The organism is Rhodococcus sp. T2V, assembly GCF_029269925.1.
Taxonomy (GTDB): Bacteria; Actinomycetota; Actinomycetes; order Mycobacteriales; family Mycobacteriaceae; genus Rhodococcus_F; species Rhodococcus_F koreensis.
Genome location: NZ_JARJBD010000001.1, coordinates 279,438 through 294,443, shown reverse-complemented (window position 1 = coordinate 294,443; position 15,006 = coordinate 279,438). Strand labels below are relative to the sequence as shown.

General features: G+C 69.4%; 16 protein-coding genes. 3 read left to right on the top strand and 13 right to left on the bottom strand.

All coding sequences use genetic code 11. The features are described 5' to 3' along the window. Positions 1-48: 48 nt before the first annotated feature. Complete coding sequence (locus P3H15_RS01290) at positions 49-1,227, top strand: NAD(P)/FAD-dependent oxidoreductase (protein ID WP_276135589.1); 1,179 nt, start codon at positions 49-51, stop codon at positions 1,225-1,227. A 10-nt stretch (positions 1,228-1,237) separates the two neighbouring features. Here the strand turns inward: P3H15_RS01290 and P3H15_RS01285 are convergent, their stop codons facing one another. From P3H15_RS01285 to P3H15_RS01245, 9 genes are all read right to left on the bottom strand, one after another. Beyond that, on the bottom strand, positions 1,238-3,022 hold the full coding sequence (locus P3H15_RS01285; protein WP_276135588.1) for an ABC-F family ATP-binding cassette domain-containing protein: 1,785 nt from the start codon (positions 3,020-3,022) through the stop codon (positions 1,238-1,240). Further along, on the bottom strand, positions 3,022-3,957 hold the full coding sequence (locus tag P3H15_RS01280; RefSeq protein ID WP_276135587.1) for a 4-(cytidine 5'-diphospho)-2-C-methyl-D-erythritol kinase: 936 nt from the start codon (positions 3,955-3,957) through the stop codon (positions 3,022-3,024). The genes P3H15_RS01285 and P3H15_RS01280 overlap by 1 nt, the downstream gene beginning before the upstream one ends. Before the next feature lie 73 nt (positions 3,958-4,030). Then, the gene (locus P3H15_RS01275; protein ID WP_276135586.1) at positions 4,031-4,684 is read right to left on the bottom strand and encodes an urease accessory protein UreD; all 654 of its coding nucleotides are present in this window, start codon (positions 4,682-4,684) and stop codon (positions 4,031-4,033) included. Continuing rightward, positions 4,684-5,373, bottom strand: a complete 690-nt coding sequence (gene ureG / locus P3H15_RS01270) for an urease accessory protein UreG (protein ID WP_276135585.1) — start codon at positions 5,371-5,373, stop codon at positions 4,684-4,686. The genes P3H15_RS01275 and ureG overlap by 1 nt, the downstream gene beginning before the upstream one ends. A 31-nt stretch (positions 5,374-5,404) precedes the next feature. Next, the gene (locus P3H15_RS01265; RefSeq protein WP_276135584.1) at positions 5,405-6,037 is read right to left on the bottom strand and encodes an urease accessory protein UreF; all 633 of its coding nucleotides are present in this window, start codon (positions 6,035-6,037) and stop codon (positions 5,405-5,407) included. After that, positions 6,037-7,758: an urease subunit alpha gene (locus tag P3H15_RS01260; RefSeq protein ID WP_276135583.1), complete on the bottom strand. Its 1,722-nt coding sequence runs from the start codon at positions 7,756-7,758 to the stop codon at positions 6,037-6,039. Before P3H15_RS01260 ends, P3H15_RS01265 begins: the two co-directional genes overlap by 1 nt. Next, on the bottom strand, positions 7,755-8,069 hold the full coding sequence (locus P3H15_RS01255) for an urease subunit beta (protein ID WP_276135582.1): 315 nt from the start codon (positions 8,067-8,069) through the stop codon (positions 7,755-7,757). Before P3H15_RS01255 ends, P3H15_RS01260 begins: the two co-directional genes overlap by 4 nt. A gap of 8 nt (positions 8,070-8,077) precedes the next feature. After that, entirely contained in the window at positions 8,078-8,380 is a 303-nt protein-coding gene (locus P3H15_RS01250) for an urease subunit gamma (RefSeq protein ID WP_005255454.1), read from the bottom strand. A gap of 195 nt (positions 8,381-8,575) precedes the next feature. After that, complete coding sequence (locus P3H15_RS01245) at positions 8,576-9,418, bottom strand: YdcF family protein (protein WP_346348739.1); 843 nt, start codon at positions 9,416-9,418, stop codon at positions 8,576-8,578. A 228-nt stretch (positions 9,419-9,646) separates the two neighbouring features. Between P3H15_RS01245 and P3H15_RS01240 the strand changes: the two genes are divergently transcribed. Both P3H15_RS01240 and P3H15_RS01235 read left to right on the top strand, forming a co-directional pair. Then, complete coding sequence (locus P3H15_RS01240; RefSeq protein WP_276135760.1) at positions 9,647-10,615, top strand: YafY family protein; 969 nt, start codon at positions 9,647-9,649, stop codon at positions 10,613-10,615. 107 nt (positions 10,616-10,722) lie between these two features. After that, a complete protein-coding gene (locus tag P3H15_RS01235; protein WP_276135580.1) occupies positions 10,723-11,157 on the top strand; it encodes a hypothetical protein in 435 nt (144 codons plus the stop codon). A gap of 89 nt (positions 11,158-11,246) precedes the next feature. On the opposite strand, the gene P3H15_RS01230 is transcribed toward P3H15_RS01235, so the two are convergent. The 4 genes from P3H15_RS01230 to P3H15_RS01215 form a co-directional block, all read right to left on the bottom strand. Further along, positions 11,247-11,450, bottom strand: a complete 204-nt coding sequence (locus tag P3H15_RS01230) for a cold-shock protein (RefSeq protein ID WP_276135579.1) — start codon at positions 11,448-11,450, stop codon at positions 11,247-11,249. A gap of 247 nt (positions 11,451-11,697) precedes the next feature. Further along, the gene (gene rsmA / locus P3H15_RS01225) at positions 11,698-12,588 is read right to left on the bottom strand and encodes a 16S rRNA (adenine(1518)-N(6)/adenine(1519)-N(6))-dimethyltransferase RsmA (RefSeq protein ID WP_276135578.1); all 891 of its coding nucleotides are present in this window, start codon (positions 12,586-12,588) and stop codon (positions 11,698-11,700) included. A 10-nt stretch (positions 12,589-12,598) separates the two neighbouring features. Further along, positions 12,599-13,726, bottom strand: coding sequence for a resuscitation-promoting factor (locus tag P3H15_RS01220; protein WP_276135577.1), 1,128 nt, complete (start codon positions 13,724-13,726; stop codon positions 12,599-12,601). A gap of 22 nt (positions 13,727-13,748) precedes the next feature. Then, a complete protein-coding gene (locus P3H15_RS01215) occupies positions 13,749-14,864 on the bottom strand; it encodes a resuscitation-promoting factor (RefSeq protein WP_276135576.1) in 1,116 nt (371 codons plus the stop codon). Positions 14,865-15,006 lie beyond the last annotated feature (142 nt).

Genomic DNA, 15,006 nt, shown 5'->3' with positions numbered 1-15,006 from the left:
CGAGCATATCGGTCGAACACTGTTAGTCATTTTATGTATAGTCTATTTATGACTAAGCAGGTTGTGATCATCGGAGGAGGCATCGCCGGCCCGGTCACGGCGATGGCCATGCAGAAGGCCGGACTCGATCCCGTGGTGTACGAAGCGCACGGTCACGGCGCCGACGGTGTCGGCGCGTTCCTGACCCTGGCCACCAACGGCCTGGAGGCACTGCACCTGCTGGACCTCGATCGCCGGGTCACCGGGCTCGGGATGGGCACCCGCAGGATGCGAATCGTCAGCGGAACCGGGAAACGCCTGGCCGAATTCGACAACGGTGGACTCACCTCCTTCGGCACGCCGTCCCGGACGCTGCGCCGCACCGACCTCTACCGCACCCTGCGCGACGAAGCACTCCGGCGCGGCATCCGCATCGAGTACGGCAAACAACTCCGGGACGCCCGCCAGGGCGACGATCGGGTGCACGCCGATTTCGCGGACGGCACGTCCGCGGACGGCGATCTGCTGGTGGGCGCCGACGGGCTGTGGTCGCGCACCCGGTCCCTCCTCGACCCGCAGGCGCCCGCACCCCGATATCTCGGCCTCCTCAACACCGGAGGATTCGCGACCGGCCTCGCCCTGGACGGTGAACCCGGCGCGGCCCACTTCGTCTTCGGCACCCGGTGCTTCTTCGGCTATCTGATCCATCCGAACGGCGACGTCTGGTGGTTCGCCAACCCCGGGCGACGTACGGAACCGACGGCCGCGGAACTCGCCTCGATCACGCCGGAGCAGCAGCGCGCCGAACTGACCGAGTTGTTCTCGCGCGACGCCGGGCCCGCGCTGCAGATCATCGACGCCACCGAGCACATCATCGGCAGCTGGAGCACCTACGACCTTCCGACCGTGCCGACGTGGCGCAACGAGCGGATGGTGATCATCGGGGACGCGGCGCACGCCACGTCACCGTCGTCCGGGCAGGGCGCCTCCATGGCGATCGAGGACGCCGTCGTGCTCGCACGATGCCTGCGCGAGCACCGGGACACCGCCGTCGCCCTGGCCGCGTACGAGACCGCACGACGCGCCAGGGTCGAGCGAATCGTCGCCCAGGGCAAGCGAAACGGCAGCGGCAAGGCACCCGGACCGGTCGGGCGCGTCGTCCGCGACCTCACCCTGCCGACCGTCATGCGGATGATCGGCCGCCGCGACAGCCTGCGCTGGATGTACGACTACCGGATCGAGTGGTGACCGGGCGGAGCTAGTCCAGCTCGGCGACCAGTTCCATCCACTGTTCCTCGGTGGCTTCCTTCTCCGCGACGACCTGCTTGAGCTCGGCGTCGAGCTTCTGCAGCTTGTCCGGATCGGTGGCGGCCTCCGCCAGCTTCTCGTGCAGCGTCCGTTCCCGGTCGTCCAGCTTCGCGACGGCGCGCTCGAGACGCGACAGTTCCTTGCGCGCGGCGCGTTCGGCGGCCCCGTCCCGCACCTGCTTGGGCGCGGACGCACCGGTCGCCGTCGACGCCACCGACGGTGCGCCGGTGTCGACCATCTTCGCCCGTCGGCGCAGATAGTCCTCGATGCCGCCGGGCAGGTTCGTCAGCTTGCCGTCGCCGAACAACGCCCAGGTGGAGTCACAGATGCGTTCGATCAGGTACCGGTCGTGACTGATGACGACCATCGTGCCCGCCCAGCCGTCGAGGATGTCCTCGAGTTGCTGCAGGGTGTCGATGTCGAGGTCGTTGGTCGGCTCGTCGAGCAGCAGGACGTTGGGCTCCGACATCAGCACCCGCGTCAGCTGCAGCCTTCGACGCTCGCCACCGGACAGGTCGCCGACCGGGGTCCGTTGCCGGGCGGGGGTGAATCCCAGCCGTTCGGCGAGCTGCCCGGCCGACACCTCCTTGTCGCCCAGCGTGATCCGCTCGGCGACGTCCTTGACGGCCTCGAGCACCCGCATGTTCGTCGGCAGGTCGTCGAGTTCCTGACGGAGCCAGCCGATGTGCACCGTCTGGCCCTGGATGCGTTTGCCCGACGCCGGCGCGATCTCCCCGGCGAGCGTGCGCAGGAGCGTCGTCTTGCCGGAGCCGTTGACGCCGACCAGACCGACACGCTCACCCGGAGCCAGCCGCCACGTGAGGTCGCCGACGAGTACCCGGCCGTCCGGCGTCTCCAGGCGCGCGTCCTCGAGTTCGATGACGACCCTGCCGAGCCTGCGCTGCGCGAACGACGCCAGCGCCACGTTGTCGCGGGGCGGCGGGACATCCGCGATCAACGCCTCGGCGGCCTCGATCCGGTACTTGGGCTTGGACGTGCGGGCGGGCGCGCCGCGCCGCAGCCACGCCAGTTCCTTGCGGGCGAGGTTGCGGCGGCGTTCCTCGGCGGCGTCGGCCTGCCGGGAACGCTCCGCCCGGGCGAAGATCCAGTCGTTGTAGCCGCCCTCGTAGCTTTCGACCCTGCCGCCCACCACTTCCCACGTGCGGTTGGCCACCGTGTCGAGGAACCACCGGTCGTGGGTCACGACCACCAGCGCGCTGCGACGGCCGACGAGGTGCTCCGCCAGCCACTGCACGCCCTCGACGTCGAGGTGGTTGGTCGGCTCGTCGAGCACCAGCAGATCGAGGTCCTGGACGAGCGCGGCCGCCAGCGCGACGCGCCGCCTCTCGCCACCGGACAGTCCGTCGACCGACACTTCGAGACCGAGGTTGTCGATGCCGATCCCGGCCAGGATCGACCGGATGCGGGCGTCGCCCGCCCACTCGTGGTCGGCGACCCCGAGCGGTCCGAGCACCACGTCGCCGACGCTCGAGCCGGGCGGCAGGACGCCGCGCTGGGTCACGACCGCCATGCGCAGGCCGCCGACCCGGCTGACACGTCCAGAATCGGGAGACTCCACCCCGGCGAGCACCTCGAGCATGGTGGTTTTGCCACCGCCGTTGAGGCCGACGACGCCGATGCGTTCGCCTTCCTGCACTCCGAGGGATACCGAATCGAGCAGCGGCTTGATGCCGAAGGACTTCGATACCTGCTCGAGATTGATCAGATTCGCCATCAGTGCGATCCCTCCGCCGCGTCGTTGATTATTCGGGCGCCCGGTACGGGTCCGCTGGCGACTCGCACCGTGCGACACACCCCCGCACCTGCGAGTTCTGCGCTGACACGGACCGCGGCATCCGCTTCAGCACATAGAAAGGCACAGGTCGGGCCGGACCCGGAGACGATCCCGGCCAGGGCGCCCGCCGCGACCCCGGCTCGCAGCGTCCGCCGCAGTCCCGGATTCAGCGACAGCGCGGCCGACTGCAGATCGTTGCCCAGCAAGGGAGCCAACGTGGCAGCGTCGCCCGTCGTGAGGGCGTGCATCAGATCTTCGGGTCCGCCGAGTCGCGGCGGATTCCCGTCGGCACGCAGCCGGTCCAGTTCCCGGAACACGGTCGGGGTGCTCAAGCCGCCCTTCGCGAGCGCGAGCACCCAGTGGAACGTGCTGCGGGAGAGCACCGGCAGCAGTCGCTCGCCGCGTCCCGTCCCCACGGCGGTGCCGCCGTGGAGGGAGAACGGCACGTCGCTGCCGAGTTTCGCGGCGAACCCGTCGAGTTCCTCGCGCGACAGGTCGAGCTGCCACAGCGCGTTCAGACCGACCAGCGTCGCCGCGGCGTCGGCGCTGCCGCCGGCCATCCCGCCTGCCACCGGGATGCCCTTGTCGATGGCGATCTCGACGTCCGGACGCCGCCCCGACTCGGCCGCGAGCATCTCCGCGGCCTGCCACACGAGGTTGCCGCTGTCGGTGGGCACGACGCGGGCGTCCTCCCCGCGGACCGTCACCGACAGCGTCTCCGCCGGGACCACGGACACCGTGTCACCGAGCGAGAGCGCCTGGAACACCGTCTTCAGCTCGTGATAGCCGTCGTCACGCAGGTCCCCGACGGCCAGATGCAGATTGACCTTGGACGGGGCCCGGACGACGACGGGGCGAGGAACGACGGAAAGCACAAGGGTAGAGCTTAGGCGCTCCCGGTACGGGTGCGGAAATGCGCACCATCACGCACTTTGCCGCTCACGTGCGTCACAGGTGCGGGCCGAGCCGGGTGGTGAGGCTGCCGCCGCGGGCGAGGGGCAGACGCGTCCGCGCCGACCGGATGTCACCCGTGACTTCAGCCGGCCGGTCGTCCGGGTACCGCAGTTCACTGGTGACGGCCGCCGGACCGTCCAGCACATCGTGCGAGACGGTGCCGACGCCGAGTTCCAGCTGGTGCCGGAGCAGCGGCAGGTCGCCGAGATCGGCGTCGGTGACGCCGACCCAGCGTCCCGCACTCTCCCCCGCCCGCCCGATCTGCACCCGTTCACGCAGCAGCACCGTCGCCGACTCGGCGAGGGTGACCGTCGTCTCGACGCGATGCTCCGCGCCGCCCGCGATCACGGTGGGTTCCAGTGCGCAGTCGAGCACCCCGTCGTCCCCGACCTCCACCGACCACCGCGCCGTGGACAGCACCCGACCGCGGCCGGGCAGCGCCAGGGACGCCGCGACGCTGCGCAGCGTCAGCCGGGCACCCGGCAGCACCCGGACGGTGATGTCCCAGTGGTCGCCGCCGAGCGGGGTCGCGGCGGTGCCGATCACGTGGACCGTGTCGCGACCGGTGATCCGGGCCGCCAGTCCCCCGGCCGCGGAGATCCGCGGACTGCGGTCGGGGGACGCGACGATCGTCAGTTCGGTGCGCACTACGGATGCACGGCGGCGAGCGTGCGCACCTGCTCCCGCACCCATGCCAGCGCCGGTCCGGACGACGGGTCCTCCGTCAGCGAGATCAGCACGGTGGGCCGTCCCTCGCGTACCTGCTCGGCGTCGCGGCGCATCACCCCGAGATCGGCTCCGACCATCGGGGCGAGGTCGGTCTTGTTGATCACGAGCAGATCCGAGAACGTCACACCGGGTCCGCCCTTGCGGGGAACCTTGTCACCGCCGGCGACGTCGACGACGAAGATCTGCACGTCGATCAGGCCCGACGAGAATGTCGCGGTGAGGTTGTCGCCGCCCGACTCCACCAGGATCAGGTCCAGCTGCGGGTTGGCCGCGATCAGGTCGTCGATGGCGTCGAGGTTGGCGGTGATGTCGTCGCGGATCGCCGTGTGGGGGCAGCCACCGGTCTGCACGGCGGCGATGCGTTCGTCCGGCAGCACGGCGTGGCGACGCAGGAAGTCCGCGTCCTCGGTGGTGTAGATGTCGTTGGTCAGCACGGCCAGCGACAACTCCTCGCGCAGTTGCCCGCAGAGCGCGGCGACGAGCGCGGTCTTGCCCGACCCGACCGGACCCCCGATCCCGATGCGGACCGGTTCCCCCGCCACCCGGACTCGCCGGGGTCGGTCGTGGTGGTGGTCGTGCGGTTCACCGTCGATGAAATGTGGTGGCATGGTTGATTTCTCCTCACTGGGTACAGCGGTGTCACGACACGAACAGAGGGCGGTCCCGCAGAACGTGCCGTTCGGCGACGACGTCCAGGAACGGGTCGGACACACTCGCCAGCCCGGTCACGCACCGGTCCGCGATGTCGTCGCACAGGTCGGCCAGCGCGAACGTGCACGCGGCGACCTGTGCGGGATCGAGAGCGAGCAGACGCTGCGCGGCGATCGCGGACCCGGTCATGGTGGTGTACACGAAGACCAGCGCCGCCTCCCGCGGTCCGACCCCGGTGACGGCCCCGACCACCCCCGACACCACCGGCAGGTGCGGGCGCGGTCCGAGCGGCGACCAGTCGTTTCCGGGCCACGTGGTGCGGGCCAGCCGCAGCAGGCCTCGACCCTGCGCCCGCGACGACGACCGCGCCGCCGGGGACGGGGTGCGCGCGTCCATCTCGGCGTCGGCGCGTTCGGCGGTGAGCCCGCCTGCGCACACCGCCGCGGTGACCGATCCCCCGACGAGCCCGGCGGTCCGGATCCGTCGCCGCAGGAACGCTTCCGTCGTCGCGACGTCGCGGACCACACCACCGGCGACGGCCTCCTCGATGCCGCCCGAATGCACGTGGCCGCCCGTGGGCAGCCGCGAGTCGGCGAGCGACATCAGGTGAGCGAGGCGCATCAGAACAGAAAGTATCGCTGGGCCATCGGCAGTTCCGCCGCCGGCTGTTCTTCCCACACCTCGCCGTCGATGCGGACGGTGAACGTGTCGGGGTCCACCTCGATCCGCGGCTGCGCGTCGTTGCGCGGCATGTCGGCCTTGCCGCGCGACCGCACGTTCGCGACCGGCACCAGTCGCCGGTTCAGGTCCAGCCGATCCGCCAGACCGTCCTCGAGGGCGTGCGGCGCGACGAAGTGCAGCGACGTGGCGGCCGCGGCCTTGGGGGCCGCCCCGAACATCGGACGGGGCAGCACCGGTTGCGGAGTCGGTATGGACGCGTTGGCATCTCCCATCGCGGCCCACGCGATCATCCCGCCCTTGATCACCGCGTGCGGCCGGACCCCGAAGAACGCCGGATCCCACAGCACCAGGTCGGCGAGTTTGCCCACCTCGACCGACCCGATCTCGTCCTCCAGCCCGTGCGCGACGGCGGGGCAGATCGTGTATTTCGCGACGTAGCGCTGGACGCGCTGGTTGTCGGCGCCGCTGTCGCCGGGCAGGAAACCGCGCCGGCGTTTCATCACGTGCGCGGTCTGCCAGGTGCGCAACACCACCTCGCCGATCCGTCCCATCGCCTGCGAGTCGCTGCCGATCATGGAGATGGCGCCGAGGTCGTGCAGCAGGTCCTCCGCGGCGATGGTGGACGGCCGGATGCGGCTCTCCGCGAACGCCAGGTCCTCCGGGATCGCCGGGCTCAGGTGGTGGCACACCATGAGCATGTCGAGGTGCTCGTCGAGCGTGTTCACCGTGTGCGGCCGGGTCGGGTTGGTCGAACTGGGCAGGACGTTCGGGTGCGCGGCCACCGTGATGATGTCCGGCGCGTGGCCGCCGCCGGCCCCCTCCGTGTGGTAGGCGTGGATCGCCCGCCCGGCGATCGCCGCGATCGTGTCCTCGACGAAACCGGCCTCGTTCAACGTGTCCGAGTGCAGCGCGACCTGCACCCCCGCGGCGTCCGCGACGGTGAGGCACGCGTCGATCGCCGCCGGAGTCGAACCCCAGTCCTCGTGCAGCTTGAACCCGGAGACCCCGCCGCGCAACTGCTCCCACATCGACTCGGAGTTGACCGTGTTGCCCTTGCCGAGCAGGGCGATGTTCATCGGCCAGCCGTCCAGCGCCTCCAACATCCGGGCGGTGTGCCAGGAACCGGGGGTGACGGTGGTGGCCTTGCTGCCCTCGGCGGGGCCCGTGCCGCCGCCGATCATCGTCGTGATGCCGCCGCCCAGCGCCTCGTCCATGATCTGCGGGCAGATGAAGTGCACGTGGCAGTCGATACCGCCTGCGGTGAGGATCTTGCCGTTCCCGGCGATGATCTCGGTCGACGGGCCCACCACGAGATCGGGGTGCACGCCCGACATCGTGTCGGGGTTGCCCGCCTTGCCGAGCGCCACGATGCGCCCGCCCCGAATACCGACGTCCGCCTTGATGATTCCCCAGTGGTCGACGACCACCACGCCGGTGATCACCGTGTCGGGCGCGCCCTCGGCGCGGGTGGCGCGACCCTGACCCATGGACTCGCGCAACACTTTTCCGCCACCGAACACCGCTTCGTCGCCGGCCAGTCCCGGTCCGCCGCTGCGGTCCTCGGTGATCTCGATCAGAAGGTCGGTGTCGGCGAGCCGGATGCGGTCGCCGGACGTGGGACCGAACAGCTCCGCGTACCGTGCGCGGCTGAGATCGGTCATGACGCGTCCAGCTTTCCGGGAGGAGTGAGGCTCAGCCCGTGCACTTCCCGGGTCCCGCGCAGCGGCACGAGTGAAACCGTCTGCGCGATACCAGGTTCGAAACGCACCGCGGTGCCCGCGGGAATGTCCAGCCGCAGCCCGTGGGCGGCGGAACGGTCGAACTGCAGCGCGTGGTTGGCCTGCGGAAAATGAACGTGGCTGCCGACCTGCACCGGCCGGTCACCGGTGTTGACCACCGCGAGTTCGGTGCGAGGAGAACCCTCGTTGAGCTCGATCACGCCCTCGGCGCAGAAGATTTCACCTGGAATCACGGTCACCCCTACGCGATCGGATCATGGACGGTGACGAGCTTCGTGCCGTCCGGAAACGTGGCCTCCACCTGCACGTCGTGCAGCATCTCCGGGACACCCTCCATCACGTCGGCGCGGGTGAGCACCTCCCGGCCGGACACCATCAACTCCGCCACCGACCGGCCGTCGCGGGCCCCTTCGAGGATGTGATCCGTGATGAGGGCCACGGCCTCCGGGTGGTTCAGCACGAGTCCGCGTTGCCGGCGCCTACGCGCGAGTTCCGCGGCATAGCTCAGGAGCAGACGCTCCTGCTCGTGGGGCGACAAGCGCATGTGTCCTCCTGCGGTCGGTGCGTCGCAATACTGCCACGAACTGCACCCCGCCACCGCCCACGCCCGCAGTGGCCGCCGTCCTCACCCCGCCGTTCTCACCCCGGAAACACTCGTGACACGAACCCGTCACAGTGCCACCCTAGCGTCTCTCCATGACCGTCTCCCCCGCCGCCCGACGGCGACGCCTAGTCACAGTCAATAGCTGGCGGGGATGCCGAACACCCTGATCGCGTCGCGGTACATGCCCAGTTGCTGGTCCTTGGTCAGCGGCATGAATTCGGCGATCAACTGACCCGCGCTGGTAATCGCGCTCATCGCCCCGACCACCGGCAGTCCGGCGACGTTGAAATCGACCGTTGCCCTGCGGATGTGATTGGCCGACGTCACGAGGATCGCGCCGCCCGCACCGAGCGAGCGGGCGAGCGGAACCGAGTTGAGCGCGTTGCCCACCGTCGATCCGGCACGATGCTCGGGGTGGATGCGCTGTGCAGGCACACCGTGCGCCTGCAACCAACCCTGCATGGCGGCCGCCTCCGTGACGCCGTTCTGCGGGTTGCCGCCGGTGACGATGATCGGCGATATCGGCGAGACCCACGATTGGACCATCGCGGCCTGCAGGCGGTTGACCAATTCCGGCCGCATCGTGCCGTCGGGCAGCAGACCGAACCCGAGGACGATGATCGCGGTGGACGGACCCTGGATTGCCGGAAGCGGGTTCGGGGGCGTGAACGAGGCGATTCTGATCGCGTTCAGCATCCCGTCGACGCCGGCGCGCATACCGCCGTCCGCCGCGCCCAGCCGGGCGAGCGCGGCCTCACGGGTGATCAGATCGCCCGCGGCGTCGGCGTAGATGGCCTGCAACGCCAGCGCGTTCGTGTCGCCGGGCTCTCCGGCGACGGCGCCGCCGATGTCCGCGAGGGCACCGCGGGTGTCCCCCGCGGCGAATCTGCCCTGCGCGCTGTTGAAGAGGTCCGCCGCCGAGGCGGACGCGGTGGCGGTGGTCGAGACCGCCAGCGCCAGGCAGAAGGCGGTGGTCATGACTGCGGCGAGCAGGGCCCTGACCGCCGAAGAGATGGGTCGAGCACGGAAGTGCGTCACGCTGAGACCTTTCCGTCGGATTTTTCACGAAGTACTCATGCGATGGTCCGTGGAGCGTCGGCGCCAGTGTAGTGACACTCGTGGGGCTGGTGGGAAAATCGTTACTCACCGTTATCTCCCGCCGATAGAGGACAGAAGATGTCCTCTATCGATGGCATCCTGAGGTGCATGCGGGAAACCTCGGCACGACTCCTCCGGCTGCTCTCCCTGCTCCAGACCCGAAAGGACTGGTCCGGGGCAGAACTCGCCGACCGGCTCGGCATCACTCCGCGCACCGTCCGGCGAGACGTGGAGAAACTCCGCGACCTCGGCTACCCGGTCGACGCGACGGTCGGGGTCGGCGGTGGGTACCAACTCGGCGCCGGCGCGGAAATGCCGCCCCTGCTGCTCGACGACGAGGAGGTGCTGGCCGTCGCGCTCGGCCTCCAATCCGGCGCCACCGGCTCCGTGGTCGGCATCGGCGAGGCGTCGATGCGAGCACTCACCAAACTCCGGCAGGTGATGCCGTCCCGCCTGCGGCACCGCCTCGAGGCGCTGCAGGTCGACGTCGTCCAGCGCGAGCCCGCGAAGAGCGCCGTCGACGCCCAGGTCCTGTCGGCCGTCGCGTCCGTATGCCACAACCACGAACGGCTCCGGTTCGACTACCGCACCCACGACGGCATCGAGAGCCGCCGCGAAGTGGAGCCGTACCGGCTCGTGCGCTCCGGACTGCGCTGGTACCTCGTCGCCTGGGACCTCGCCCGCGCCGACTGGCGGTCGTTCCGGGTGGACCGCCTGACACCCAAGATCCCGACGGGACCGCGGTTCACGCCCCGCGAACTGCCGCCCGGCGGCGCCGCCGAGTTCGTCGCACGCGGAATCAACCGGGCCGTCACCCGGATCCGCGCACGAGTGCTGCTGCACGCGTCGATCGACGAGATGGCGGTCCTCGTGCACGAAGACTGGGGAACTCTCGAAGAAATGCCCGACGGCCGGTGCGCGGTCGCGCTCGGCGGCGATTCGGTGCCGTCGATAGCCAACTGGCTCAGTGCATTCGGCGTCGACTTCACCGTCCTCGACCCACCTGAGCTGCGCGAAGAGTGCCGACGGGTGGGTGAGCGTCACCGCCTCTTCGCCGACCGCTACGGTAACGCCTGACCGAGACGCCGTTCAGCCGTCACCGCGGACCGAAAATCCCGTGGAACCGAACGATCCTGCGCGGCGTCCAACCAGGTGACGACAACGAAAGGTCGGGGTAGTCGGGGATGCAGCACACGATTGTCGAGGAGGGGCGCGCGCGGGCGCCTGCGGGGGCGGGAACAGTCGGGAAGGTGCTCGTCGGAGGCCATCTGGCGCTCGGGGGCGCCACCGTGGTGATCATGGCGTTCTCGCTGGCGTTCGTCTGCACACTGGACAACGGAGCGCAGCCGTGGACGTGGCCGGGCAGGTATTCGGCGGCCTGGTTCGTCGCCGCCGCCATCGTCGCCACCACGCTGTGGGCGCTCTTCGTGACGGGAGTGGTGATCTTCTCATCGAGGCCCCGGCGGGCACTCGGAACGGCCACGTTCTTCGTCGCCGCCGCCCTCGGAGCCGCTGCGGTGATCGGGCTGTTCGGGCCGTCGGAGAGTTCGGCGCTGCAACTCTGGCTGGTGTGCGCGATGAACCTGGGATATCAGGCAACTCACCTGCGTTCGGCATAACCGTCCACAGACGAGCCAAGGCCCCACTCTCACGAGTGGGGCCTTGCTCGAACGTCATGCCCCGGCGAACCGGGAAGTCATGGCCGTTCTCAGATCACGGTGACGCCGGTGGCCTGCGGGCCCTTGTTGCCCTGGCCGATCTCGAACGAAACACGCTGGTTTTCCTCGAGCGTGCGGAAGCCGCCGCTCTGGATCTCCGAGTAGTGGACGAACACGTCAGCGCTGCCGTCCTCGGGGGCGATGAAGCCGAACCCCTTCTCGGAGTTGAACCACTTCACGATGCCCTCTGCCATGTAAATCTCCTCTAACACAGTAACTTCTTCAGGCAACCGGCTCGGTTACCAGGGTCATTGACACGACCGTCTACGACAATTCCTGTGGAGGACGTCCAAACGCTCGCAACCATCGATTTGCGAGCGTGGGAAACACAAACACAAAACTTACGACCTCCAATAGTGAACCACACATCCGGTCGGTTGTCTCCCCCAGGGTGCGGTTCCCGCCCGTGAGTACTTATTAACCGCCCGCGGTAACAAGTACTCACGGGTGGGTGGCGGCAAGACGCACGAAGGCCGCGGCGTCGAGGGTCTCGCCGCGGGTGGACGGTGCGATGCCCGCCTCGAGCAGTCGCCGCTCGGCCTCCGCGGGTGATCCCGCCCATCCACCGAGAGCGGCTCGTAAAGTCTTGCGGCGCTGAGCGAAAGCCGCATCGATGACGGCGAACACTCGGCGGCGGTGTTCGTCGTCGACGGGCCACGGCGGTTCGGCGTACCGGTCGATGCGGACGAGACCCGACTCAACTTTGGGGACGGGCCAGAACACCGCACGCCCGACGGCACCGGCACGGCGGACGGCGCCGAAGAAGTTGGCCTTCACGCTGGGCACGCCGTAGATCTTGCTGCCTGGGGACGCCGCCAGCCGGTCGGCGACCTCGGCCTGCACCATCACCAGCGCGGTTCGCAGACTGGGAAGTTCGGAGAACAGGTGCAGCAGCACGGGCACCGCGACGTTGTACGGCAGATTCGCGACGAGAGCCGTGGGCTGACCGGGGATCTCGGACGGTTTGACCCGCATCGCGTCCGCGCCGACCACGGTCAGCCGGTCCGCGAGTTCCGGGGCACGGTCGGCGACCGTGACCGGGAGTCGCGCGGCGAGGTTGGGGTCGATCTCGACGGCGATCACCTTGTCGACGACGTCGAGCAGCGCCAACGTCAGCGAACCGAGCCCGGGGCCGACCTCGAGGACGGTGTCGTCACGTCCCACGCCGGCGGTCGCGACGATGCGCCGGACCGTGTTGGCGTCGTGCACGAAGTTCTGCCCCAGCTGCTTGGTGGGGCGCACGCCGAACTCCTCGGCTAACGCACGCACCTCGGCGGGGCCGAGCAGTGCGGCCTGACCTCGAGCGGCGGGGGGTACTTCGGCGTCGGACACCAGCCGAACTTTAACGCACGCCGAGCCTGCCCGAGCACGTCGGCCACGCTCCCCAGCCCTGTGTCCTCTGCGTCTGCGACGCGATGGCGATCTGCTCCTCGCGGGTGGCGAGGTCGGCGCGCGGTGCGTACTTGAGGCCGCCCTGACGTTCCCACGTGTTCTGGTCGAACTGGACGCCGCCGAAGAATCCGTTGCCGGTGTTGATGGCCCAGTTGCCGGTGGCCTCGCATTGCGCGAGGGCGTCCCAGACCGAACCGTTCTCGACGGGCGGCACGTCGGTGCCCGGCTTCGCGCCGACGCGGATCACCTTGGGCTGCGCCGGCGTCGTGACCGTCGCGGACACCTGGTTGCGTCCGACTTCCTCGCCGTTGACGGTGTTGACCGCGAACGTGACGTCCTGGACGCCGGGCAGTCCCGAACTCTCGACGACGGTGCGACTCTTGTTCATGGTCGGGTCCTCGATGCGCTGTTCCGCCGGAGCCAACGGCACCGTCTCGACCTTCGTCTCGGTGCGGTCGCGAGTGACGGTGACGTCCATCCCCTCGGTCAGCGGAGTGTCCGCGGCCGGGACGACGGTGTCGGCCTGCTCGAGCGGCGCGCCGTGCGCGGCGAGGAAGTCCCCGACCGTCGGCGCGGCCATGCGCACGTCGGCGACCGGAAGCGCACCGTCGGTGAGCTTGACGACGAGCGGGTTGAGCACGTCGAGTGCGGCGCCGTCGAGCGGAAGTCGCTGCGAACGGGACGCGGACACGTGCACGTCGTCGCCGAGATCGAACTGCTTCAGCGCATCCTCGACGGTGAGCGCGGTCGTCCACACCGTCTTGGGCTGCCCGTCCACCGTCAGCGACACCTCACGCGCGCGGCGCAGAACGACGGTGTCCCCGTCGGAGAGGGTCGCGTCGCGGTCCGGCGCCACTACGTCGCGGTCGGTGACCGAATACCCCGCGTCGGCCAGGGCGGCGTCGACGCTCGTGGTCATGGTGCTCAGCGAGATCGTCTCGCCGTCCACGTCGAGGGTGACGTTCTTGTGCCGGACCACGGCCATCACTCCGCCGGCGATCAGCGTGGCGAGAAGCAGGGCCACCACGGTGTACAGCAGTGGCGAGCGAGCCGAGTTGATCTTCGCGAAGGGTGACATCGGGTTCCTTTACTTCAGACCGTCAGCGGAGTCCGAGCTTGCTGGTGCAGGCGGGCCATGCGCCCCAGCCCTGCGCTGCCTGGACCTTCTCGGCGACGGAGATCTGCTGTTCACGGGAGGCGAGGTCGGCGCGGGAGGCGTACTGGGTTCCGCCGAACGCCTCCCAGGTGCTCTGGGTGAACTGCAGTCCGCCGAAGAATCCGTTGCCGGTGTTGATGGCCCAGTTGCCGGTGGCCTCGCAGTGCGCGATCGAATCCCAGGTGGAGGCGTTGGAGATGGCGAGTTCCTTCACACCGACCTTGACGAGCGCGGGTGCGGGCTCGCGGAGCACCTGCGAGCTGAGCTCCTGGCGTCCGGCCTCGACGCCGTTGACCGTCTTCACGGAGGCGGTGACGGTGCGCTCGCCGGGAACTCCGGGGTTCTCGACGACGGTCTTGCCCTTGTCGAGCGCGGGATCGTCGACGCGGTTCTCGGGCGGCGCGATCGGCAGCGTCTCGGTGCGGGTCTCGGTACGGTCGCGGGTCACGTGGATCTCGGCGCCTTCGACGACGGGTGCGTCGGCCGGGGGCACGACGGTGTCGGCCTGCTCGAGCGGGGCGCCGTTGGCGGCGAGGAGTTCGCCCACGGTGGGGGCGGCGAGGCGGACGTCGGTGAGCGGGGCGCCGCCGTCGGCGACCTTGACCAGCTTGGCGTTGACGACCTCGAGCGAGGTGCCCTCGAGCGGCAGACGCTCGGAGCGGGACGCCGAGACGTGGACGTCGTCGGCGAGTTCGAACTGCTTCAGCGCGTCGTCGACGGTGAGCGCGGTGGTCCACACGGTCTTGGGCTGCCCGTCGACGGTGAGGTCGATCTCGCGGGCCCGCCGCAACACCACCGTGTCGCCGTCGGAGATCGACGCGTCGGCCGCGGGGGCGACCGCGTCACGCTCGCTGACGGTGTATCCGGCGTCGTCGAGCGCGCCGCTGACGTCGGACGCCATCGTGCCGAGCGAGATGGTCTCGCCGTCGACGTCGAGCGTGACGGTCTTGTGCCGTGCCACTGCCAACACACCACCCACGACGAGCGTCGCGAGCAGTGCCGCGACAACGACGTAGAGAAGGGGCGATTTGGCGTTGTTGATTCTGGCTAGAGGCGACACATGAATTCCCAAGGCTGGCGGACGTTTGATCACGGTACGGTAACGAATCGGCGATGGTCTGGCAACTTTGCCGCTACAACCTGCGTTCTAGATCACGAAAAGGTTGAGATCGGGGACAGTTTTCGCTTTGCCGCGATCAAAC

Excerpts from the sequence above, each read along its gene's own strand:
- P3H15_RS01290 (WP_276135589.1), top strand. The coding sequence starts at position 49 with ATGACTAAGCAGGTTGTGATCATCGGAGGAGGCATCGCCGGCCCGGTC.
- P3H15_RS01285 (WP_276135588.1), bottom strand. The coding sequence starts at position 3,022 with ATGGCGAATCTGATCAATCTCGAGCAGGTATCGAAGTCCTTCGGCATC.
- ureG (WP_276135585.1), bottom strand. The coding sequence starts at position 5,373 with ATGCCACCACATTTCATCGACGGTGAACCGCACGACCACCACCACGAC.
- P3H15_RS01265 (WP_276135584.1), bottom strand. The coding sequence starts at position 6,037 with ATGCGCCTCGCTCACCTGATGTCGCTCGCCGACTCGCGGCTGCCCACG.
- P3H15_RS01260 (WP_276135583.1), bottom strand. The coding sequence starts at position 7,758 with ATGACCGATCTCAGCCGCGCACGGTACGCGGAGCTGTTCGGTCCCACG.
- P3H15_RS01250 (WP_005255454.1), bottom strand. The coding sequence starts at position 8,380 with ATGCGCTTGTCGCCCCACGAGCAGGAGCGTCTGCTCCTGAGCTATGCC.
- P3H15_RS01245 (WP_346348739.1), bottom strand. The coding sequence starts at position 9,418 with ATGACCACCGCCTTCTGCCTGGCGCTGGCGGTCTCGACCACCGCCACC.
- P3H15_RS01240 (WP_276135760.1), top strand. The coding sequence starts at position 9,647 with ATGCGGGAAACCTCGGCACGACTCCTCCGGCTGCTCTCCCTGCTCCAG.
- P3H15_RS01235 (WP_276135580.1), top strand. The coding sequence starts at position 10,723 with ATGCAGCACACGATTGTCGAGGAGGGGCGCGCGCGGGCGCCTGCGGGG.
- P3H15_RS01230 (WP_276135579.1), bottom strand. The coding sequence starts at position 11,450 with ATGGCAGAGGGCATCGTGAAGTGGTTCAACTCCGAGAAGGGGTTCGGC.
- P3H15_RS01220 (WP_276135577.1), bottom strand. The coding sequence starts at position 13,726 with ATGTCACCCTTCGCGAAGATCAACTCGGCTCGCTCGCCACTGCTGTAC.